At 71.9% G+C, this 21,899-nt stretch carries 21 protein-coding genes; 14 read left to right on the top strand and 7 right to left on the bottom strand.

The window, feature by feature from the left end:
• The first annotated feature begins 281 nt into the window (after positions 1-281).
• The gene (locus F8271_RS06890) at positions 282-680 is read left to right on the top strand and encodes a hypothetical protein (protein WP_151488808.1); all 399 of its coding nucleotides are present in this window, start codon (positions 282-284) and stop codon (positions 678-680) included.
• Between the two features lie 15 nt (positions 681-695).
• On the opposite strand, the gene F8271_RS06885 is transcribed toward F8271_RS06890, so the two are convergent.
• On the bottom strand, positions 696-2,153 hold the full coding sequence (locus F8271_RS06885; RefSeq protein WP_151488807.1) for an aminotransferase class V-fold PLP-dependent enzyme: 1,458 nt from the start codon (positions 2,151-2,153) through the stop codon (positions 696-698).
• 86 nt (positions 2,154-2,239) lie between these two features.
• On the opposite strand from F8271_RS06885, the gene F8271_RS06880 reads away from it, so the two are divergent.
• The 6 genes from F8271_RS06880 to F8271_RS06855 all read left to right on the top strand — a co-directional run bounded on the left by F8271_RS06880 (position 2,240) and on the right by F8271_RS06855 (position 9,829).
• The gene (locus F8271_RS06880) at positions 2,240-2,536 is read left to right on the top strand and encodes a hypothetical protein (protein WP_151488806.1); all 297 of its coding nucleotides are present in this window, start codon (positions 2,240-2,242) and stop codon (positions 2,534-2,536) included.
• Between the two features lie 681 nt (positions 2,537-3,217).
• Positions 3,218-4,765 (top strand): multiple monosaccharide ABC transporter ATP-binding protein, encoded by a 1,548-nt coding sequence (gene mmsA / locus F8271_RS06875; protein WP_151488805.1) that lies wholly within the window; start codon positions 3,218-3,220, stop codon positions 4,763-4,765.
• Positions 4,762-6,060: a multiple monosaccharide ABC transporter permease gene (mmsB, locus tag F8271_RS06870; RefSeq protein WP_151488804.1), complete on the top strand. Its 1,299-nt coding sequence runs from the start codon at positions 4,762-4,764 to the stop codon at positions 6,058-6,060. Before mmsA ends, mmsB begins: the two co-directional genes overlap by 4 nt.
• Before the next feature lie 51 nt (positions 6,061-6,111).
• Positions 6,112-7,215, top strand: coding sequence for a sugar-binding protein (locus tag F8271_RS06865; protein ID WP_151488803.1), 1,104 nt, complete (start codon positions 6,112-6,114; stop codon positions 7,213-7,215).
• 112 nt (positions 7,216-7,327) lie between these two features.
• Positions 7,328-8,590, top strand: a complete 1,263-nt coding sequence (locus tag F8271_RS06860; RefSeq protein ID WP_151488802.1) for an ROK family transcriptional regulator — start codon at positions 7,328-7,330, stop codon at positions 8,588-8,590.
• 150 nt (positions 8,591-8,740) lie between these two features.
• Entirely contained in the window at positions 8,741-9,829 is a 1,089-nt protein-coding gene (locus tag F8271_RS06855) for a DNA glycosylase AlkZ-like family protein (RefSeq protein ID WP_151488801.1), read from the top strand.
• A 49-nt stretch (positions 9,830-9,878) separates the two neighbouring features.
• On the opposite strand, the gene F8271_RS06850 is transcribed toward F8271_RS06855, so the two are convergent.
• The 3 genes from F8271_RS06850 to F8271_RS06840 are packed head-to-tail and all read right to left on the bottom strand — an operon-like array spanning position 9,879 to position 12,174.
• Positions 9,879-10,859 (bottom strand): ABC transporter permease, encoded by a 981-nt coding sequence (locus F8271_RS06850; RefSeq protein ID WP_151488800.1) that lies wholly within the window; start codon positions 10,857-10,859, stop codon positions 9,879-9,881.
• Positions 10,856-11,746 carry an ABC transporter ATP-binding protein gene (locus F8271_RS06845; protein ID WP_151488799.1) on the bottom strand — a complete coding sequence of 297 codons (891 nt, stop codon included), beginning with the start codon at positions 11,744-11,746 and terminating at the stop codon, positions 10,856-10,858. Before F8271_RS06845 ends, F8271_RS06850 begins: the two co-directional genes overlap by 4 nt.
• A gap of 20 nt (positions 11,747-11,766) precedes the next feature.
• Complete coding sequence (locus tag F8271_RS06840) at positions 11,767-12,174, bottom strand: GntR family transcriptional regulator (protein WP_151488798.1); 408 nt, start codon at positions 12,172-12,174, stop codon at positions 11,767-11,769.
• Positions 12,175-12,380: 206 nt separating this feature from the next.
• On the opposite strand from F8271_RS06840, the gene F8271_RS06835 reads away from it, so the two are divergent.
• Positions 12,381-13,649 carry an Nramp family divalent metal transporter gene (locus F8271_RS06835; RefSeq protein WP_151488797.1) on the top strand — a complete coding sequence of 423 codons (1,269 nt, stop codon included), beginning with the start codon at positions 12,381-12,383 and terminating at the stop codon, positions 13,647-13,649.
• A 52-nt stretch (positions 13,650-13,701) separates the two neighbouring features.
• Here the strand turns inward: F8271_RS06835 and F8271_RS06830 are convergent, their stop codons facing one another.
• Both F8271_RS06830 and F8271_RS32980 read right to left on the bottom strand, forming a co-directional pair.
• Complete coding sequence (locus F8271_RS06830; protein ID WP_151488796.1) at positions 13,702-13,974, bottom strand: hypothetical protein; 273 nt, start codon at positions 13,972-13,974, stop codon at positions 13,702-13,704.
• A 71-nt stretch (positions 13,975-14,045) separates the two neighbouring features.
• Positions 14,046-14,765 carry a hypothetical protein gene (locus tag F8271_RS32980; RefSeq protein WP_225854202.1) on the bottom strand — a complete coding sequence of 240 codons (720 nt, stop codon included), beginning with the start codon at positions 14,763-14,765 and terminating at the stop codon, positions 14,046-14,048.
• Here F8271_RS32980 and F8271_RS06820 point away from each other — a divergent pair.
• The 6 genes from F8271_RS06820 (at position 14,741) to F8271_RS06800 (ending at position 19,772) form a co-directional block, all read left to right on the top strand.
• Entirely contained in the window at positions 14,741-15,547 is an 807-nt protein-coding gene (locus F8271_RS06820) for an SGNH/GDSL hydrolase family protein (RefSeq protein WP_225854201.1), read from the top strand. The two genes, F8271_RS32980 and F8271_RS06820, sit on opposite strands and share 25 nt — an antisense overlap.
• Positions 15,447-15,665 carry a ricin-type beta-trefoil lectin domain protein gene (locus F8271_RS32975; RefSeq protein ID WP_225854204.1) on the top strand — a complete coding sequence of 73 codons (219 nt, stop codon included), beginning with the start codon at positions 15,447-15,449 and terminating at the stop codon, positions 15,663-15,665. Before F8271_RS06820 ends, F8271_RS32975 begins: the two co-directional genes overlap by 101 nt.
• 118 nt (positions 15,666-15,783) lie before the next feature.
• Positions 15,784-16,893: a hypothetical protein gene (locus F8271_RS06815; RefSeq protein WP_225854200.1), complete on the top strand. Its 1,110-nt coding sequence runs from the start codon at positions 15,784-15,786 to the stop codon at positions 16,891-16,893.
• Between the two features lie 47 nt (positions 16,894-16,940).
• Positions 16,941-17,990, top strand: coding sequence for a nitronate monooxygenase family protein (locus F8271_RS06810; protein ID WP_151488795.1), 1,050 nt, complete (start codon positions 16,941-16,943; stop codon positions 17,988-17,990).
• Positions 17,991-18,051: 61 nt separating this feature from the next.
• Positions 18,052-19,122, top strand: a complete 1,071-nt coding sequence (locus F8271_RS33975; protein ID WP_151488794.1) for an SRPBCC family protein — start codon at positions 18,052-18,054, stop codon at positions 19,120-19,122.
• Between the two features lie 14 nt (positions 19,123-19,136).
• Positions 19,137-19,772 carry a hypothetical protein gene (locus F8271_RS06800; RefSeq protein ID WP_151488793.1) on the top strand — a complete coding sequence of 212 codons (636 nt, stop codon included), beginning with the start codon at positions 19,137-19,139 and terminating at the stop codon, positions 19,770-19,772.
• Positions 19,773-19,817: 45 nt separating this feature from the next.
• Here F8271_RS06800 and F8271_RS06795 read toward each other — a convergent pair whose 3' ends face one another.
• Positions 19,818-21,854, bottom strand: coding sequence for a glycosyl hydrolase family 28-related protein (locus F8271_RS06795; protein ID WP_151488792.1), 2,037 nt, complete (start codon positions 21,852-21,854; stop codon positions 19,818-19,820).
• Positions 21,855-21,899 lie beyond the last annotated feature (45 nt).

The following is a 21,899-nucleotide window of genomic DNA, read 5'->3' as shown; positions in this document are numbered from 1 at the left end:
GCACGGGAGGCTCCTCAGCGAGGGGGGTGGCGGAGGCTGCGCGCCGGAGAGGTGGAGAGCGCTCTCTAAAGCGAAGCATGTCGATATCATGTCTTTCTGTCAAGAGTGTTTCCAATACGACGACCGTCCGTTACCGCCCGATCGCACCCCTCGATAGCGGTCGAATCGACCCTTCCTATTGCCGTGGAGCGTCCACCCGGGACAGGATGACGAGGTTCGCAGGAAACCTCCCCGTAACCTGCGCGCTGCTGGTCTCTGTCACAAGGAAGTGGGAGTCAGTCATGAGCGACGCGTCGACGGCGCTGGGTGTGCGCCTCTACCCGGATCTGGTCGAGCGGGGTGGTCTGGCCCCCGCGCTCATCGAGACCGCCGCACACCACCAGCTCGACATCGGCCGGGTGACCGCCCCCGAGCAGGGGCGAAGCCGGTTCACCTGCGCCGAGCTGCACTCCGACCAGGGCGTCGCCTGCGTCGGGTTGGGCTCGCAGGCCCGATACTTCATGATCGACCTTCGGGTTTCGGGCGAGGTGCTGGCGCGCGGCGACGTCATGGACCTCCTCCGGGTCGCCCAGGTCGCCGCCGCCTGGCGGGCCGGGCTGACGATCGCCGAACTGACCGCCCGGTTCCCCTTCATGGAGGAGAACAAGCACCGGCCCGCGCCAGTGGCCCAGGTCGGTTAGCCGGCCGCGGCTGGGTCAGCAGCGCAGCCGGGGCGGCAACGGCGGCCCGACGGTGACGTCGCGGTCCAGGTAGGACGCCTCGACGAAGGCGAGGAAGCGTTCCGCGTCGGCCGCGTTGGAGGCCAGACCGAACGAGACCCGGGCCGCGCCACCGGTCGGCAACCGCAGCGCGCCGAGGTACTGGTCGATCGTGTCGACCCGGGCCAGCAGGCGCCGCCGCAGCGAGGTCCCGCTGATCCCGAACGCGCCCTCCCCGGCACCCGGGTTGCAGAAACAGCCGGTGCGCAGGGAGAAACCGGCCGACGCGGATTCCCGGGCGATGAGCCGCTCGTCGACCAGGGACCCGTCCGGGCGCAGGACGTTGAACGTCACGGTCGCGCCCCGGCCCTCGCCCGTCGTCGGCCCGTACACCCGCACCACCGGTTGACCGGTGCGGTGCCGCAGCGCGGTCAGGCGGCCCAGCAACCACTCGGTGAGCAGGCCGACGCGGCTGTGCACGAGGTCCACGCCGATCCCGTCGAGCCACCGCAGCCCGAACAACACGTCCGGGATGCTCAGGAAATTGAGGGTGCCGTCCTCGAACGCCGACTCGTCGTCCATCGAACGGTGCCAGTCGCCCTGCACACTGACCGCGCGGATCGTGCCGCCGGCGAACCACGGGCGGCGCAGGCGGGCCAGCGCCTCGCGGCGGGCCAGCAACGCGCCGATGCCGGTGGGGTATCCGAACAGCTTGTACCAGCTCAGGCAGACGAAGTCCGGCCGCACCGTGCGGAGGTCCAGCCGGTTCGTGGGTGTGAACGCGGCCGCGTCGAGCAGCACGTCGTACCCGTGCCGGTGGGCCAGGTCCACCCAGTCCAGCGGGTGCTGCACGCCGGAGAAGTTGCTCTGCGCGGGGTACCCGAACAGCCCTCGGCCCTGGGCCCGTCCCCACCGCCGGCCCCGGGCGGCCTCCAGCACCGTGCCCAGGTCGGACTCGGCGACGCGCAGCTCCGGGCCGCTCAGCGGCACGTAGCGCACCGACGCCCCGGCCGCCCGGGCGTACTCGCGGATGCCGTTCACCGAGTTGTGGTTGTCCCAGGTCAGCACGAGCGGCGCCGCACCGCCGAAGTCGTACGCCTCGCCGACCAGACGGCAGGCGCCGCTGGCGTTCGCGGTGAACACGACCGCGTACTCGGCCGGGTCGGCGTGGAAGAAGTCGAGCACGGCACGCCGGGTCGACTCCACCAGCGAACCGGCCGCCGCACTGGTGGGGCTCTCCGAGTGCGGGTTGCCGTACAGACCCGCCAACAGCCGGTCGTGGTGCGCCCGCACCTGCGCCTGGGCGGCCACCCCGGCCCCGGCGTAGTCGAGGTAGACCTGGCCGTGCCGGTCGAGATGCTGGTACTCGGTGGCACGCAGTTCGTCGATCCGGGCGGTGCCGGCGTACCCCGGCAGCGCGGCCGGCGAGGTGGGAGGGGTGTGCTCAGTGCCCACGGCGGGACTCTCGACGCACCAGCACCGCCCAGGTCGCGGCGAGGAAGAGCAGCACGAACGCGCCGAGCACCAGCCAGTTCACCCAGGTGCATGGGCAGGACATCCGCCGTCCGCTCGGGCTGGCGCACGACCTGCGTCCCGAGCGGCTGCGCGCCTCGCTGGACTTCCTGACCGGCCCTCGCACCGTCGGCTTCTTCGTGCCCCGGGGGCTCCCCACCGGCCTGCGGTTCGAGGCGACCGATCTGGGCTGGGCGTCGGGGGAGGGGCCGACCGTCGCCGGCCCGGCCGAGCCGTTGCTGCTCGCGCTGACCGGCCGCCCCGTCGCTCTCGACGAACTCTCCGGCGGCGGCGTCGCGACCCTGCGCGGCCGGCTGACCCGCTGACCGGGACCGAACCCGGCCGGCCTTCACCGGGGTACGCAGACTGAGGTGTCGCGTGCCTGCCACCGCTCGCACTCCGCGCACGGCGGGCGAGCGGGGTGGGCGAGCGAGGTGGGTGGGGTCCTGGAATCCGGTGTGTCCCGGGCGCGGGGAGACCGCGATATCAAGGAGAGCGAGTGGATCACGCGGATCCGCTCATTTCGGGACAGCGGGGCACGGCAGGGACGCCGGAGGCGTCGGTGTGGCCGAACGGCCCTCGCCGATGTCCGCCTCCGTCAGAGGCGTTGATCACATCGGCGTTTATCGGTGGCCGTGACGGGTGGTGTGGTGGGCGTCTGACCAGGCCGTTCGATGTCGGCGGACGGCGGGCTATGCTGCCCGGCGACCGGCCGGCGGAGATCGTGCCTGGTGGCGGGCCTGCGATCAACGACCGATGTCGATCACGTGGGCCGTCGGGCCCGGCGGGAGTGTGGCGAGCCGATCCGGGGTACCGGGAGGGGCCGCCGGGGCCGCTGTGGCGTGCGAACACTGCGCTACGTCTATATTGCCGGATTGTTACATTTTCAACAGTCCCTCGCCTTGCGGATGGCCTCTCCACCGCAATACGTTGCCGTCAACAACAAAACCAAGTGAAGGTTCAACCTTCCGGAGGCAACCGATGACGTTGGCGAGGTGGTACGAGCTATGAGCGACGTGCCGATCCTCCTTGAGATGCGCTCCATCACCAAGGAGTTCCCCGGAGTCAAGGCCCTCTCCGACGTCAACCTGGTGGTTCGCGCCGGCGAGATCCATGCCATCTGCGGCGAGAACGGTGCGGGCAAGTCCACGCTGATGAAGGTCCTCAGCGGGGTCTACCCGTACGGCAGCTACGACGGCCAGATCGTCTACCAGGGGTCGGAGAGCAAGTTCTCCGACATCCGGGCCAGCGAGAACGCCGGAATCGTGATCATCCACCAGGAGCTCGCGCTCATCCCGGGCATGTCGATCGCCGAGAACATCTTCCTCGGCAACGAACCGCGCAAGCGGGGCGCGATCGACTGGAAGGCCGCGAACCGGATGGCGCTGGACCTGATGGCCCGGGTCGGTCTCCAGGAGGACCCGGACACCCTGATCAAGGACATCGGGGTCGGCAAGCAGCAGCTCGTGGAGATCGCCAAGGCGTTCGCCAAGGACGTGAAGCTGCTCATCCTGGACGAGCCGACCGCGGCTCTGAACGAGGCCGACTCCAAGCACCTGCTGGACCTGCTGCGCGGCTTCCGCTCCCGCGGCATCACCTCGATCATGATCTCGCACAAGCTGAACGAGATCGAGGCGATCGCCGACCAGATCACCATCCTGCGCGACGGCCGGACCGTGGAGACCCTCGACGTCAAGGCGGACGGGGTCGACGAGGACCGGATCGTGCGGGGCATGGTCGGCCGTGAGCTGAGCAGCCGGTTCCCGGACCACACCCCGAAGATCGGCGACGTCTTCTTCGAGGTCCGCAACTGGAACGTGCGCCACCCGATCTCCGCCGAGCGGCAGGTCTGCAAGAACGAGAGCTTCGTGGTGCGCCGCGGCGAGATCGTCGGCTTCGCCGGTCTCATGGGCGCGGGCCGTACGGAACTCGCGATGAGTGTCTTCGGCCGCTCCTACGGGGTGTACGAGTCGGGCACGATCATCAAGGACGGCAAGGAGATCGTCCTGAAGTCGGTCGCGGACGCGATCGACAACGGGCTCGCGTACGTCAGCGAGGACCGCAAGGCGATCGGCCTCAACCTCCTCGACGACATCAAGTCGTCGACGGTGGCGGCCAAGTTGTCCAAGATCTCGCACCGCGGCGTCCTCAGCGAGGTCGAGGAGTACCAGGCGGCCGAGGCGTACCGCAAGGAGTTGCGGACCAAGGCCCCGACGGTCGACGAGAGCGTCTCCAAGCTCTCCGGCGGAAACCAGCAGAAGGTCGTCCTGGCGAAGTGGATGTTCACCGACCCGGACCTGCTGATCCTCGACGAGCCGACGCGCGGCATCGACGTGGGTGCCAAGTACGAGATCTACGGCATCATCCAGCGGCTCGCCGATCAGGGGAAGGGCGTCATCGTCATCTCCTCGGAGCTGCCTGAGCTGATCGGGCTGTGCGACCGCATCTACACCGTGTTCGAAGGTGCCATCACGGGCGAGATCGCCCGGGCGGACGCGACCCCGGAAAACCTCATGAAGCAGATGACCTCGACGAAGAAGATGCTGACAAAATGAGCCGATTGAAGGACCTTCAGAAGAACCTGTTCGGAGGCACCACCTCCAACGCTCGCCAGTTCGGGATGATCTTCACCCTGGTGGCGATCGTCGTCCTGTTCCAGATCCTGACCGATGGCCTGACCCTGCGGTCGGACAACCTGATCGCGCTGTTCCAGCAGAATTCGTACATTCTGATTCTGGCCATCGGCATGCTCATGGTGATCGTCGCCGGGCACATCGACCTGTCGGTCGGCTCCGTCGCCGCCTTCGCGGGCATCCTGGTGGCCAAGTCGATGGCCGAGTGGGACCTGCCCTGGCCCGTCGCCATCCTGTTCGGCCTCGCGATCGGCGCGATCATCGGCGCCTGGCAGGGCTTCTGGGTGGCGTACATCGGGGTGCCGGCGTTCATCGTCACCCTGGCCGGCATGCTGCTGTTCCGTGGTGGCAACCAGTTCATCGGTAACGCCAACACGATCCCGGTGCCGGAGGGCTTCCGGGAGATCGGCTCCGGCTTCCTGCCCGAGTTCGGTCCGAACACCGGCTACAACAACGCGACGCTGCTGCTCGGTCTGGCCGCCGCGGTGGCGGTGGTGTGGCGCGAGATCCAGGCCCGCAAGACCCGTCGGGCGATGGACGCCGACCCGGCACCCATGTGGATCTCGATCCTGCGGATGGCCATCATGGTCGGGGTCATCGCCTTCGCCTCGCTGCGCTTCGCCAGCGGTCGCGTCGGCACCAGCTTCCCGATCTCCGGCATCATCCTGCTGGTCCTGGTGATCGCGTACTCCTTCTACACCCGCAACACGGCCGGTGGCCGGCACATCTACGCGGTGGGCGGCAACTCCCGGGCGGCCGAGCTGTCCGGCGTGAAGCTCAAGCGGGTCAACTTCTTCGTCATGATGAACATGTCCGTCCTGGCCGCGCTGGCCGGCATGATCTTCGTGGCCCGTTCGGCGGCCTCCGGCCCGCAGGACGGCAACGGCTGGGAGTTGGACGCCATCGCCGCGGTCTTCATCGGTGGTGCGGCCGTCTCCGGCGGTATCGGCACCATCAGCGGCTCGATCGTCGGTGGTCTCGTCATGGCCGTGCTCAACAACGGCCTGCAGCTGATGGGCGTCGGCACCGACCGCGTCCAAATCATCAAGGGTCTGGTCCTGCTGCTGGCCGTCGCGATCGACGTCTACAACAAGAGCCAGGGGCGCTTCTCCGTCATCGGGAGCCTGATGCGGCCGTTCCGCCGCGAGGACTCCGCCCCACCTGCCTCACCGCCGGACGCGGAGCGCGAGCCCGCCAAGGCAGCGGTGTCCGGCTGACGGCCACCGACCTCTCCACCCGTCTCACATCAAGAAAGGCAAGTCCTCACCATGCGTAAATTCTTCGGCACGTCGGTGGTGGCCATCAGCGCCGCCGCCATGCTGGCCCTCGCCGGCTGCGGCTCCGGCCGTGACGGCGACTCCGGCTCCGGCGGCGAGGCCGCCAAGGGCTTCGCGGCGAACTCCCTGATCGGTGTCGCCCTCCCGGCCAAGACCTCGGAGAACTGGGTCCTCGCCGGTGACCTGTTCACCAACGGTCTCAAGGAGGCCGGTTTCCAGGCTGACGTGCAGTACGCCGGCGCGTCGACCACGGTCGCCGACCAGCAGGCCCAGATCACCGCCATGACCACCAAGGGCGCCAAGGTCATCGTCATCGGCGCGACCGACGCCGCGCAGCTGTCGACCCAGGTCGCCGCCGCGCACGCCGCCGGTGTCAAGGTGATCGCGTACGACCGGCTCATCACCAACACGCCGGACCTCGACTACTACGTCGCGTTCGACAACTTCAAGGTCGGCCAGCTCCAGGGCCAGGCCCTGCTGGACGGCATGAAGGCCAAGAAGCCGAACGGCCCGTACAACATCGAGCTGTTCTCCGGCTCGCCGGACGACAACAACGCCGGTGTCTTCTTCAACGGCGCGATGAGCGTGCTCAAGCCGGAGATCGACAAGGGCAACGTCGTTGTCGCCTCGGGTCAGAAGGACGTCAAGCAGACCGCCATCCAGGGCTGGAAGGCCGAGGGTGCGCAGGCCCGCATGGACCAGCTGCTGACCTCGACCTACGGCAGCAAGGAGCTGGACGGCGTCCTCTCCCCGAACGACACGCTGGCCCGCGCCATCCTGACCTCGGTCAAGGGTGCTGGCAAGCCGACCCCGGTCGTCACCGGTCAGGACTCCGAGGTTGAGTCGGTCAAGTCGATCGTCGCTGGCGAGCAGTACATGACGATCAACAAGGACACCCGCAACCTGGTGAAGGAGACCATCAACATGGTCAAGGCTCTCCAGGCCGGTAACGCCCCGCAGGTGAACGACACCAAGTCCTACAACAACGGCAGCAAGGTCGTCGACACGTACCTGCTCCCGCCGGTCGCCGTCACCAAGGCGAACGCGGCTGAGGCGTACGCCAACGACCCGAAGCTCGCGCCGCTCACCAAGTAATCACCGCACGGTAGGCAGCAACGCCGATGGGTCCCGGATCTCCTCTTCCGGGACCCATCGTCGTCCTGTCGCACCCGCACCACCCGGCAGCGACCCGGAAGGAGGTCTGACCGTGGGGGCACCCATCCGGTCCAGGCCAGCCGGCGTCGGCCGTAACCCCGAATCCCCACTGCCACCGGTCCCCGGCGCGAGCCAGGAGGAGATCCGGCGGCAGAACCTCGGCGCCGTGCTGCGTTACGTGCACCTGCACGGGCCGACGTCCCGGGCCGAGCTGACCAGCCGACTCGGCCTCAACCGCAGCACCATCGGCGCCCTCGCCGCCGACCTGGTCGCCGGTGGCCTGGTCACCGAGGACGTACCCACCACCGCCCGTCGCGCCGGCCGCCCCTCGCTGGTGGTCAGCCCGCGCTCCGACCGGGTCTACGCACACGCCCTGAGCATCGACGCGGACCGGCTGCGGGCCGCCCGGGTCGGCCTCGGCGGACGCATCCTCGATCTGCGCGAGGTCGCCCGGCCCGGCGGCATGTCGGCCGTCGACGCCGTCCGGCCGCTCGCCGACCTGGTCCGCGACATGGAACGCTCGGTGGCCCCCGACGCGCTGCTGGTGGGCGGCGCGGTCGCGGTGACCGACACCACCCGCACCCCCGACGGCAGGATCAGGGTCGCGAGCGTCGAGGCGACCCTCGGGGCCGCGCTCGAGGCCGAGCTGACCGCCTGCCCGGGCTTCGTGGCCGGCGACCTGGCCGACATCGCCGGCCTGGCCGAGCACGTACGGGGCGTGGCCGCCGGCGTCGACGACCTCATCTACCTGCACGGCGACGTCGGGATCAGCGCCGGCATCATCGTCGGCGGCCGGCTGATGGCCGGCCACCGTGGCCACAGCGGCAAGGTCGGCCACATGGTCGTCAACCCGAACGGCCTGCCCTGCGGCTGCGGCTCGCGGGGCTGCTGGGAGACCGAGATCGGGGAGGCCGCGCTGCTGCGGCATGCCGGCCGGGACCCCGGCGACCGTGCGGCGGTGGCCGAGGTGCTGCGCGCCGCCGCAGATGGCGACTCGACCGCACGGGCGGCGGTCGAGCAGGTCGCCGAGTGGCTCGGCTTCGGCGTGGCCAACCTGGTCAACGTGGTCAACCCGGACGCGGTGGTGTTCGGTGGCTCGCTGCGCGACATCTTCACCGCCGGGGCGGACACGGTCCGCCGTCGGCTGGACACCATGCCGCTGCCGGGAGCCCGGGAGCACCTGCGGTTGCGCGCGGCCGCGCTCGGCCGCGACGCCGTCCTGATCGGTGCCGCCGAGCTGGCCTTCGACAAGCTCCTGGCCGATCCGCTCAACGTGGGTGTGGCGGGCCAGACCGAGACCGCCACCCCGGCGTAACCCGCCCGCGACGTCGGGCAGTGCTGGCCGTGGCCTGGCCGATCGTGCTGGTCGCCGTCTTCGGGCCGCTCTCGGTCGCCCGGTACCGGCGGCTCGCCGGCCGAGCCGCCGACCGGCGCGGTGTCGGTGCTCGCCGTTAGGGTCGGCGACGTGGTCGTCCACCAGATCGATCGGGCTCAGGCGCGGCGGATCGCCGTCCGTGCGCAACTGCTGGCCGCTCCGCGCCCGCCCGACCTGCTGACGGTGGTACGCCAGCTGACCCTGGTGCAGATCGACCCGACGGCCGCCGTCGCGCCGAGCGCCGACCTGGTGTGCTGGAGCCGGCTCGGCTCGTCGTACCAGCCGGAGCACCTGCGGCGGGCGCTGGAACGGGACCGGACGCTCTTCGAGCACCACGCGATGGTGCGTCCGATGGAGGACCTGGGGCTCCATCTCGCCGCGATGGCGCAGGCGCCCGCCCACGGGCGGCAGCGCGAGTGGTTGCGTGCCAACGACTCGTTCCGCCGCGACGTGCTCGACCTGCTCCGCTCCAACGGTCCGCTGCTCTCCCGCGACATCCCGGACACCTGCGTGGTGCCGTGGCCGTCGTCGGGGTGGACCAACAACCGCAACGTCACCCAGATGCTGGAGTTCCTGGTCCTGCGTGGCGAGGTCGGGATCGCCGGCCGCCGGGGGCGGCAGCGACTCTGGGACGTGGCGGAGCGGGTCTACCCGGCCGGTACGCCCGTCGTCCCTGTGGAGCAGGCGCACCGGCTCCGCAACGAGCGCCGGCTGCGGGCGTTGGGCATCGCCCGGGAGAAGACGGTGGTCGTCCCCGGCGAACCGGCCGAGGTCGGTGACGCCGGTGAGCCCGCGGTCGTCGAGGGCGTCGCAGGCGTGTGGCGGGTGGACCCGGCCGCGCTCGGGCAGCCCTTCACCGGCCGTACCGCGGTGTTGTCGCCCTTCGACCGGCTGGTGCACGACCGGGTCCGCCTGGCCGAGCTGTTCGACTACGAGTACGTGCTGGAGATGTACAAGCCGAAGGCCAGCCGGCGGTGGGGCTACTTCGCGTTGCCGATCCTGCACGGCGACCGGCTGGTCGGAAAGGTCGACGCCACCGCCGACCGCAGGCGCGGCGCGTTCACCGTGCACGCCGTCCACGAGGATGTGCCGTTCACTCCGGAGCTGACCCGGGCCGTGCACGACGAGCTGCACGACCTGGCGTCCTGGCTCACGCTGACCGTCGAGGGCCTGCGCTGACGGGTGCTCGCCGAGGCCCCCGCACCCCGACGAGCACCCGTTGACCGGCCTACGCGATCCGGCGGACCCGACGCACCGCGAGGTAGAGCAGCAGCACCGCCAGGGCGACGAAGATGCCCGTCTCGATGCCCTGGAACAGCCAGAACCGGTCCGCCGGCTGGTACAGCTCCCAGTTGTACGCGCCCGGTTGAAGGCCCAGCTCGGCACCGCAGGCCCGGCCGTCTGGGCCCTTTCCGCCCGGCGGACACTGGATCCGGGCGTTCTCCGCGACCATCGTCCCGTCGGGGTTCCGGATGCCCGCGGCGAGGATCCAGTTGCCCCGGTCTCCCTCCGGAATCCCGTTCCCCTCGATCGGGAAGGTCTGGGTGCGCGCGGGCTGGTAGTGCGGTCGGGCCAGCATCTCGACGGCTGCCCGTACGCCGATGAACCCGGCCAGGGTGATGCCCATGGCGGGCAGCATCCGCTTCCACACGGTGCCGGCGAAGATGCCCAGCGCCACGGCGAAGAGGGTGTAGCCGATCGGCACGATGCCCTGCAGATCGAAGACGATCACGCCGAGTCGGCCCTCGTGTGCGGCCTGGGTGAGCGGTGCGACCCACCACGACATGCCCAGTCCATAGCCGACCGAGAGGAGCACGACGGCCCCGCCGACCAGCCCGAACTTCACCAGCGCCCAGCGGGTGCGGCCGACGCCCTGGGTCCAGACGAACCGGTGCGTACCCTGCTCCACCTCGCGAGCGACCAGCGGTGCGCCCCAGAACAGGCCGACCAGCACCGGCAGGCTGATCAGCAGCACCGCAACCAGGTTCAGACTGTCGTACCGGTCGCTGAACCGGCGGAGGCCCACGTCGCAGGTCTGCGCGGCCGCCTCGCTGAGGGCGGACGGGCGTAGGCACTCGGCCAGCCCGAGGTCGGCGAAGGTGTGCCGCATCGACAGGCCGATCGGCACCAGCACGGCGGCGAGCACCGCGAACCCCAGGAGGGTGTAGAGCGCCAGCTTGCGGTGCTGCCGCCAGGTCAACCAGATCATGCCGCCACTCCCCACTCGCTGTGACTGGTCTGCGTGGTGCCGTCGGCCAGGTAGGCCAGCACGACGTCCTCCAGGCTGACGTCACGGACCGTCCAGGCCGGGTCGGTGACCGGGCCGTCGGTGCGGACCAGCAGGGTGGACTGCCGGTCGGTGTGGCTGGCCCGGACCACGGCGGCGACGCCCCCGATCACGCCGCCGTCGTGCCGGGGACCGACCAGTTGGCGGTGCTCGGCGACCAGGTCGTCGACGGCCCCGGTGAGCTGCACCTGGGAGGCGTTGAGCACGATCAGGAAGTCGCAGACCCGTTCCAGGTCGGCCAGCAGGTGCGAGGAGAGCAGCACGGTGGTGCCGGATTCCGCCACGCTGCCCATCAGCGACTGGAGGAACTCCCGGCGGGCGAGCGGGTCGAGGCTGGCGACCGGTTCGTCGAGCAGCAGCAGCCGGGGCTGCTTGGCCAGCGCCAGGGCGAGCGCCACCTGGGCCCGTTGCCCGCCGGAGAGCTTGCCGACCGGGCGGTCCGGCGGAATGCCGAGCTGCGCCAGTCGCTGGCGGGCCAACCCCGCGTCCCACCGCTTGTTCAGCTTGCCGCCGGCGATCACCAGCTCGGCGGCGGTGAAGTCCCGGTACAGCGGGGTGTCCTGGGCGACGAACCCGATGTCGGAGAGGCCCTCGGTGTCGCCGTAGGGCGAACGGCCGAACACCCGTACCGCGCCCGAGTCGGGCTTGAGCAGCCCGACGGCCAGGTGCAACAGCGTGCTCTTGCCCGCGCCGTTCGGCCCGACCAGCGCGGCGATCCGGCCGGCCGGCAGGTGCAGCGAGCAGTCCCGTAACGCCCAGGTGCTGCCGTACCGCTTGCCCAGCCGGTCCGCCTCTAAGACCATGTCCATCCGTTGTCCTCTCGTTGCGCTCATGCGGGTTCTCTCTGCGGGGCGTCGTCGGCGAGGGTGGCGCGCAGCGTCGTCTCCACGAGGGCGATGACGTCCTCGGCCGTGAGACCGGCGGCCTGCGCGCGGTGCAGCCAGGCGACCAGGTCGTCGCGAAGCTCGGCCTGGTTGGGCAGGGACGCGCCGGCGAGGGTGCGCTGGACGAACGTGCCCACCCCGGGTCGGCCGCCGACCAGACCCTCGATCTCCAACTCCCGGTACGCCTTCAGCACCGTGTTCGGGTTGATCGCCAGTGACTGCGCGACGTCCCGGACCTTCGGCAACTGGTCGCCCGGCGAGAGCAGACCCACCCGCAGCGCCTGTTTCACCTGCTGCACGAGCTGCATGTAGGTGTTCACCTTCGACCGGCTGTCCAGCACGAACTCGATCACTCGAGATGATCCTTCCTGTTGTCCTACGACAGTAGGACTAATAGACAGCTTCACCGGGGGAACCCCACCTGTCAAGCACGACCCGGCGTGCCGTGGAAAACACGGCGCGGCGGCGGTGGGTGACACCGGCGGGCCAGAGGTTGGCACCGACGGGCCAGCGGATCGGGAAGGGGCCGGCAGGCGATCCGCGCGAACGGAGGTGGTCGATGGTCACCAGGCAGCTCACGGCGTCGACGGCGACACCGCTACAGACGGCCCGAGCCCGGGGTCGGGTACGCGGACGGCTGATCCTGCTCGGCCCGGCGTTCGTGGCCGCCGTCGCGTACGTCGACCCCGGCAACTTCGCGACCAACTCGGCGGCCGGCGCCCGCTACGGCTACCTGCTGGTCTGGGTCGTGGTGGTGGCCAACCTGATGGCCATGCTGGTGCAGACGCTCACCGCCAAGCTGGGCCTCGCCGCCGGGCGCAGCCTGCCCGAGCTGTGCCGGGAGCGCCTGCCACGGCCGGTGAACCGGATGATGTGGGTGCAGGCCGAACTGGTCGCCATGGCCACCGACCTGGCCGAGGTGATCGGCGGCGCGGTCGCCCTCTACCTGCTCCTCGGCATCCCCCTGCTGCCCGGCGGGATCATCATCGGCACCGCGGCGTTCGCCGTGCTCGCCCTGCGCTCACGCGGGTTCCGCGCGTTCGAGATCGGCATCGCCGTGCTGCTCGGCGTCATCGTGTTGGCCTTCGCGGGCAACCTGCTCGCCTCCGGTTCCGACCCCGGCTCCGCCGTCGCCGGCCTGGTGCCCCGGCTCCAGGGCACCGACAGCGTGCTGCTGGCCGCCGGCATCCTCGGCGCCACCGTCATGCCGCACGTCATCTACGTGCACTCCGCGCTGACCCGCGACCGCATCCCCGCCGCCGACGACAGCGAACGCCGTACGCTCTTTCGCGGCCAGCGCACCGACGTGCTGCTCGCGCTGACCGCCGCCGGAGCGGTCAATCTCGCCATGCTGCTGATCGCCGCGGCCAGCTTCCGCGGTGGTGGTCCCGCCGGGGCGGACAGCCTGGAGGGAGTGCACGCCGGCCTCGGACAGACCATCGGCACCGCCGCCGCGTTCGCCTTCGCCATCGCGCTGCTGGTCTCCGGGCTTGCGTCCACCAGCGTCGGCACCTACGCCGGCGAGGTGATCATGGAGGGTTTCCTGCGGCGGCGGGTGCCGTTGCTGCTGCGCCGTCTGGTCACCCTGCTGCCCGCGCTCGCCGTGCTCGCCATCGGCCTCGACCCCACCCGGGCGCTGGTGCTGTCCCAGGTCATCCTCAGCTTCGGTATCCCGTTCGCGCTGATCCCGGTGGTCGCCTTCACCCGCCGCCGCGACCTGATGGGAAACCTGGTCAACCACCCGCTCACCACCGCCGCCGCGTCGCTGGTGGCGGTGCTGGTGGTCGCGCTCAACGCCTTCCTGCTCTGGCAGGTCGCCATCGGCTGAGCGGGCCGGGTCGGCAGGACACGCTGGGCGGGCCGGACCCGGCCCGGTGCGGTCAGGTCCGGCGGCCCTCGTCGCGGGCCGGGATCTCCTGACGCTGTTCGAGGGCGTCCGCCGGGTTGGCGTCGGCCGGCAACGACGTCACCTCTTCCAGCGTGCCCGCCGGCAGCGCCCCCTGCTCGGCGAGGTCGGCCTCGGACGCCTCCGGGTCGACGTCACCCGACACCCGGTCCGGCGGCCCGACGTCGAACGCGTCCTGCCGTTGCTCGACGGCATCCGCCTCCGGGGGAGGGATCGGAGCGCTCTGGTCGTCCCGGTACGTGCCCATCGCAGCCTCCTCGCGGCGGTCGTCGACAGGCCGCCGGGCCGCTGCCTACCCCGTACCGCCACACTCAGGCATCACGCCCCGCAGTCTCCGCCCGGTCGTCCGGTTCGTACCGCCGTGGGTGCCCCGAGATCGACCGGGGCCGGGCCGCCCGAGCAGACCAGCGCGCCCACCTGACCGCCGGCGAGGATCGGCGCCGACGCGGTGCCGGTGAGCGCCAGCGGGCCGGCCACCCGCGTCCCGACCACCGTGACGTGGCCGGTGGTGCCGGTCAGCGCGACCGCACCGCGGACCTCGGCGGTCAGCAGTTCGACGGCGGTGGCACCGGACGACGCCAGGCTCCCGGCGATCGAGGACCCCTCGGCGACCAGGGCGGCACCGGGTGCGACGGTGACCGGGCCGGTGACGGTGGCCCCCCGCAGGCAGGTGACGCCGGCGGCGAGCACCAGCGGGCCGGCGTGCCGGCCGGTGACCACGCTGGTGCAGGCCGGTGGCGGCGGGATCAGCGTGGCCACGAACGCGCCGGCCGCCCCGATGTTGCCCACCGCGTCGATGCCCCGGTACTCGATCGTGTGCCGGCCGTACCCGGGGGACCGCTCGGCGAACGGGGACACCGACAGGCCGCCCGAGCCGAGGTTGCCGTAGACCAGGCCGTCCACGTCGGTGCCGGTGGCGGTGAACAGGAACGGCGAACGGGCATCCGTGGGCCAGCCGTAGTAGTTGTGCCACCCGTCGCCGTCGAGGCGGCTTCGGGCTCGTCCTCGGCGCCGTGCTGGCGCTGGCCCAGGTCGCACCCGCCCAGGCCGAATCGAACGGCGGCGTCCGGGTGATGCCGCTCGGTGACTCGATCACCGACGGGTTCAACGTGCCCGGCGGGTACCGGATCAACCTGTGGCAGCGGCTGGCCGGCGGCGGCTACACGGTCGACTTCGTCGGCTCGGGATTCAACGGCCCCGCCAGCCTCGGCGACCACGACCACGAGGGGCACTCCGGCTGGCGCATCGACCAGCTCGACGCCAACATCGTCACCTGGCTGCGGGCCACCGACCCGCGGACCGTGCTGCTGCACATCGGCACCAACGACGTGAACCAGAACTACGACCTGGCCAACGCGCCGGCCCGGCTCTCCGGCCCCATCGACAAGATCAGGTCGACGGTGCCGGAGGTCGAGCTCTTCGTCGCCACCATCACCCCCGAGTCCGACCCGAACCTGGAGGCGAGGGTCCGGGCGTACAACGCGGCGATCCCCGGCGTCGTGGCGCAGAAGGGCAGCCGGGCGCACCTGGTCGACATGCACGCCGCGCTCACCACCGCCGACCTCGCCGACGGCGTCCACCCCAACGCCGGCGGGTACGACAAGATGGCGGTCCGCTGGTACGACGCGCTGCGCTCGGTGCCCGGCAGTCTCGTCCCCGGCGGGCGGCCCACCGGTGGGCACCCCGGTCGGCCTGGTCAACCCCGCCTCCGGGCGGTGCCTGGACGTCTCCGGCGCCAGCACCACCGCCGGCGCCCTCACGATCATCTGGGACTGCCACGGTGGCACCAACCAGCGCTGGACCCGCACCGCCGCCGGTGAGCTGCGGGTCTACGGCGACCGGTGCCTGGACGTGAACGGCGGGGCGAGCGCGGACGGCACCAGGGTGCAGCTCTGGACGTGCAACGGCACCGGCGTACAACGCTGGTCCACGCGGTAGCGGACAGGACATCGGCAACGCGCGCCGACGCGTCCCCCGGAGATGACCACCGCCGGTGGGTGGGATCCGCCAGGATGGTCGGGACGGCCGGGACACGGCCGCGACGAGGAGGCGGGCGATGCGGGTACGCGGGTGGCTGACCCGGGGGCGGCGTGCCCGCGCGACAGCGGCGCTGACCGCGCTGGCGGTCGGTGCCGTGCCGGCCGCGCTGCTGACGCCGGGCGTGGCCGTCGCGGCGAGCCCGGCGCAGGTCTGCCAGGTACGGGACGACCGGCTCACCGAGATCTCCGGGATGGTCGCCACGGACGACGGGTACGTGGTGGTCAACGACGGTGCCGACGACGAGGCCCGAAGCCGGATCTTCTTCCTCGACCGGGGCTGCGCCGTGACGCGGACGGTCAGCTACCCCTCCCGTCCCCGCGACACCGAGGACCTGGCGATGAGCCGGGACGGCACCCTCTGGGTCGCCGACATCGGGGACAACGACCGCACGCGGGAGACGGTCGCCCTGTGGCGTCTCGCACCGGGCGCGGACGAGCCCGTGCTGCACCGGATGACGTACCCGGATCGCCCGCACGACGCGGAGGCGCTGCTGCTCGACGCCGACGGCCGGCCGCTGGTCATCACCAAGGACGGCAGCGGCACCGCCGTCCTCTACGCGCCGACCGCCGCGCTCCGGCCGGGCGCGAAGACGCCGCTGGCCTCGGTCGGCCAGGTGGTCCTGCCGCCCAGCACCACCGCCAACCCGTACTCGTTCCTCGGTCGGCGGGTGGTCACCGGCGCGGCGAACGCACCGGACGGGCGCCGCGTGGTGCTGCGCACCTACGCCGACGCGATCGAGTACGACGTACCCGACGGTGACGTGGTCGCCGCGCTGACCAGCGGCACCCCGCGGACCGTCCCGCTGCCGGACGAGCCGCAGGGCGAGTCGATCACCTACAGCCGGGACGGCCAGTCGCTGCTCACCGTCTCCGAGTCCGCCGACCAGGCGCCGGGCGCCCGCCCGACGATCCTGCGGTACGCGGCCCCGACGGCGACCGCCACCGGCTCGCATCCGGCGGAGTCCACCGCCGCGGCCCCGCCCGCGACCACGGCGGCCCTTCCCGCGGCCGAGCACACCGGCGACGTCGGCGGCCCGATCTGGCCGCTCGCGGCCGGCGCCGGGACGCTGTTGGCGCTCCTCGCGGTCGCCGGAGTGCTGTGGCGGCGGCACACCGACCGCCGGTGACCGACGGGTCACCGACCGGCCCGGACCCGGTGCGGCAGGATGGGCGGATGTCCGTGCTGTCCACGTTGCGCCACCCGATCGTCGCCGCCCCGATGGCCGGCGGCCCGTCCACACCGGCGCTCGTGGCGGCCGTGTCCGCCGCCGGTGGCCTGGGCTTCCTGGCCGCCGGGATGATCGACACCGGCCGGCTGGTCGCCGACGTCGCCGAGGTCCGCGCCCGCACCGACCGGCCGTTCGGGGTCAACGTCTTCCTGCCCGGCTCCGGCCCGGTCGACGAGGCCGCCATCGAGGCGTACGCGCAGCGGCTCGCCCCGCAGGCCGACCAGCGCGGGGTGCGCCTCGGCGAGCCGGTGGGCGGCGACGACGCGTACCCCGGGAAGCTGGCCGCGCTGCTCGCGGACCCGGTCCCGGTGGTGTCCTTCGCGTTCGGGCTGCCGGACCGGGCGGCGGTGGCCGCCCTGCGCGAGCGGGGCACCGAGGTGTGGGCCACCGTCACCCGGCCGGACGCGGCCACGGCCGCCGCCGAGCTGGGTGTGGACGCGGTCGTGGTGCAGGGCACCGAGGCCGGCGGGCATCGCGGCGGCATGCCGGACGACGATGACTACGCGCTGTTGCCGCTGCTCCGGTTGTCCGCCTCCCGGTGTGCTCGGCCGCTGGTGGCCGCGGGCGGCATCGCCGACGGTCCCGGGATCGCCGCCGCGTTGGCCGCCGGCGCCGCCGCCGTTCAACTCGGTACGGCTTTCCTGCGGTGCCCGGAGGCGGGCAGCTCGCCCCTGCATCGGGCCGCGGTGGCCGGCACCGGACCGACCGCGCTGACCCGGGCGTTCACCGGCAAGCGGGCCCGGGGCGTGGTCAACGACTTCCTGCGCCGGCACGACGCGGCGGCTCCCACCGGCTACCCGCAGGTGCTGCACCTGACCCGGCCGCTGCTCGCCGCCGCCCGCCGCGACGGGGACGCGTCGGTCGCCAACCTGTGGGCCGGTCAGGCGCACCCCCTGGCCCGGGAGGTGCCGGCGGCCGAACTGCTCGCCGAGCTGAGCGCCGATGCCCGCGCGGCGCTGGCGGCGGTGGCCGAGCGGTCGACCCGCTGGGGCTGACCAGCGCGGTGACCATCGGGGGGCGGGCGGCGTCGGGTGGGAAACCCGTTAGAGTCTCGCCGTGATCGAGATCGACGCGCAGGTCGACCTGTCCCACCCGCCCGACCGGGTCTGGCTCGCCCTGACGGATCTGGAGCTGCTCGGCCGCTGGTTCGTCGAGGCCGAGACGGTGGAGGGCGTGCCGGACCGGCTGCTGCTGCACACGGCCGGCGTGCCGGGCTTCGACGCCGACGTCGAGGTCGAGGTGACCGAGCGAAAGATGCCCGAACTGCTCGCGTTGCGCTGCGACGAGGCCGGCCGGCTCACCGAGCTGACCTGCGCCGTCACCGCCACGAAGCAGGGCTGCCGGCTCGCGGTGCGGGAGGTCACCACGCACGGTGCCTGGTCCGCCGAGCAGCACGAATCGCGTGCGCAGCAGCTCCGGCAGGCGCTGACCGTGCGACTGCCGGCCATCCTCGACTGGCTCGCCTTTCAACAGGTCGACCTACGCCGCGGTGAGGCCGGGATGACCGCCGAGCTGCCGCTGATCGGCGTACGCGGCCGGCCCCGCCGTCGACGTCGCGTGGTGCTGGGCCTGGTCGGCGGGGCCGTGCTGGTGGTGGGGACGGCGGCGTGGATCGCGCTGCCCCCCGAGTCGAATCCCGTCGCCACGCCGGCGCCGGCGGCCACACCGACACCGACGACGGAGGCGACCATGACCGCGCCGACCACGACGCCCTCGGTGCGGCCCTCGCGGACCACCGCGTCGCCGACCACCCGACCGAGCCGCTCCCCGTCGGCGAAGCCGTCGCCCACGCCCACGCCGGCCCCGCCAGCTCCGCCGCCGGTGGTGGCCCGCTACGAGACCGACTCCAGCCGGCTGTTCGGCTACACCGGCGAGATCGTGGTCGACAACCCGGGCGGCGCGCCGGTGGCGGACTGGGCCGTGGTGGTCACCCTCGCTGAGGGCACCACCGTCGACGACGTCGACGACGCGACCTGGCGGCAGGACGGCCGGGCGATCACCTTCACCGGGCCGGCCGTGCCGGCCGGAGGGTCGCAGACGTTCCGCTTCGACGTGCGCGACAGCCGTCCGAAGGCACGGGAACCGGAGAGCTGCGTGATCGGCGGGAAACCCTGCGCGGGCGTGTGACCTAGGCTGCCGGCATGGCACTGCTGCACCGCGCGACCCTGCGCCCCACGAAGATCGACCTGCTGGCGACCTGGCTGCCCGGCCGACCCTGGTACCGGGGGTCGGCCGACGCCGACCTGGTGAGCCGGGGCGCCTACCGCTTCGACGACCCGGCCGGCGCGGTCGGCATCGAGACGATCCTGGTCGGTGCCGCCGACGGTCCGGTCCACCACGTCCCGCTGACCTACCGTGACGCACCGCTCAACGGTGCCGAGGACTGGCTGGTCGGCACCACCGAACATTCGGTGCTCGGCACCCGCTGGGTGTACGACGGCTGCGCCGACCCGGTGTACGCCGCCGCGCTGGCGCACGCCATCCTGGCCGGTGCCGGCCAGGCGGAGCAGTACTTCGAGGTGGACGGTCGGCGTGAGCTGCGCGAGCCGAGCGTGACGGTCGTCGCCAGCGACGGTGGGCTCACCGACGTGCCCCCGGTCGGTGCCGTCCGGAGCGTGGCCGACGATGACCGCACGGTCATCGGCACCGACTCCGTGGAGCTCGTCGTCGTCCGCCGGCCCGGTGTCGGGGGCGACGGGGGAGTGGGTGCCGTCCTCAGTGGCAGCTGGGATGGGCAGCCGACGAGCGTGCCGCTGGCGTACGCCCGAGTGCGCTGAGTGAGCGGTGGGGAGGCCCGGTCAGCCGGACCTCCCCACCGCGTCTCACCACTGCGCCGGAGGCGGGGGCGGCGACACCGGGGGCCGGTCGTCGCAGGTGATGGTGTTGGGCAGCAGCCACGGGGCGAGCCAGCCGCCGTCGTTGCCGCCGAGGTCGTGCAGAGTGAACTCCGAGCCGGCCGGGGTGAAGTGGAACGACCCGCAGTTGTTGACGCCCACGGCACCCACGTTGCGGGCGTCCACGTTGGCGAACGAGGCCGACCCGGCCGAGCGGGCGCTGACCACCGAGGTGCCGGTGCCGTCGACCCGGACGTCGCGGAAGCGTACGTCGGTGATCGAGTAGAGATCCTTCACCGGCCAGTCGCTGACCAGCATGATCGCGTTGTACGTGTTGTCGAGGTACGCGTCGCCGGTCACCTCGATGGCCGCGTCGATGCTGCGGTCCAGGGCGAAGATCCAGATCGCGCCCAGCCCGATGTTCCAGTTCAGCTCGTACGTGCCGGCGCGCGCGGTGGTGTTGCCGGTGAACCGCAGGTACCCGGTGAACGGTTCCGCTCCGAAGCGGGATCCGGCGTGCAGACCGCTGCCCTCGCGTACCGGGTCGGCGACGAGGTTGTGCGAGACGGTGGTGTCCGTGCCGCCGTAGATGGCGATGCCGTTGGCGAGGGTCGGTGACTGCACGGTGTTGTGGTCGAACGTGTTGCGCGCGTTCGCCGTCTTCTCCGACCACATCGCCAGGCCGTCGTCGCCGGTGTTGCGGACGAAGTTGTGCGCGACGAGGGAGTCGGTCACGCCGGTGTGGAAGTTGAGCGCGTCCGCGATCTGGTCGACGATGATGGTGTTGCTGACGCGGACGTTGCGCATCGGACCGTCGAACCACAGGCCGGCCTTGGTGTGCCGCAGGTGGAGCCCGTCGACGGTGGAGTCGCTCATCGCCCCACCGATCGCGTTGACCTGGTCGGTGTCGATGCGCTCCCGCACGTCACCCTCGATGGCGAAGCCGGACAGGTGGACGTTGCGGCTCCCGCCGTCGTCGGCGTCGCGGCCGTAGAAGCCGACGCCGGTGTGCACCGAGCCGTCCGGCGCGGGCGTCGGCAGGGCGACCTCGCGGCCCTTGAAGGTGGTGTACCAGTTGCCGGCGCCCTCGATGGTCACGTCGTCGACGATGATGTGCCGGTTGACCTGGTAGGTGCCCGGCGGGACGTAGACCTTCAGGTGGGTGCGCCGGGCGAAGGCGATGGCCCGGTCCAGGGCGTCGGCGGAGTCCCGCCGGCCGGTGGGACCGGCGCCGAACGCGAGCACGTTCGCCGCGAGCAGACGGACGCGCGGCGGCGCGACCAGTTCGGAGTCGAGCAGGTCGATGATGGTCCAGGCGGCGGCGCTGCCGGGCGGCGCGGTGAGCCGGATCGTGTCACCGGCCCGGTAGGTGCGACCCAGCAGGAGTCGCTGCTCGTCGTAGAAGTGGGTGGGCCTAAACGGCGTGCTGATGCTCGGGTACGGCGTGGTGGCCGACGGCACGCATTGGCACTCGGTGATCCACCAGTCCGGGTGCAGCAGCCCGGCCTGGGGGTCGTTGGAGAACGGGTACTGGTTGTAGAGCCAGGAGTACTGCGAGGTCAACGTCATGGTGCGGACGTGCTTGCCGTTGACCGCGACCCGCAGCGGCGCGGTGATCCCGCCACCCTGCGGGGCGTCCGGGATGCTGTACCGCACGGTGATCCCGTTGGCCGCGCTGGGCAGGACGAACGCCACGTACTCACCGGGGGTGAGCCGGACCGCCCGGCGGCCGGACGCCTCCGCGGGCAGCGTGTAGGCGGACCGGTCCGGGCCGATCACCTCGCCGTTGGTGCGCGCGTTCTCCGCCTCCTGTTCGACGAAGTCGACGTCGGCGCCACGTCCGGCGACCAGCGCCGGGTCGAGGGCGGCGCGGGTGACCACCGGCTCTGCTCCGGCGGATGTGGACGGACCGGCGGCGGCCACGGTGGGTCCGGCGACCAGAACGGCGAGGCCGGTCGCGAGCGCGACGGCGGTGGCGGCCGGCCGGCCTGGGCGTCCCCGCGCCGGCATGAGGCTGCGAAACATCGGTGACCCTCCTGGGTGGGTGGTGGTGGAGGTCCGCCCGGCGCT

Source organism: Micromonospora sp. ALFpr18c, assembly GCF_008868155.1.
In the GTDB taxonomy this organism is placed as follows: domain Bacteria; phylum Actinomycetota; class Actinomycetes; order Mycobacteriales; family Micromonosporaceae; genus Micromonospora.
This window is presented reverse-complemented; position numbering and strand designations above follow the sequence as displayed.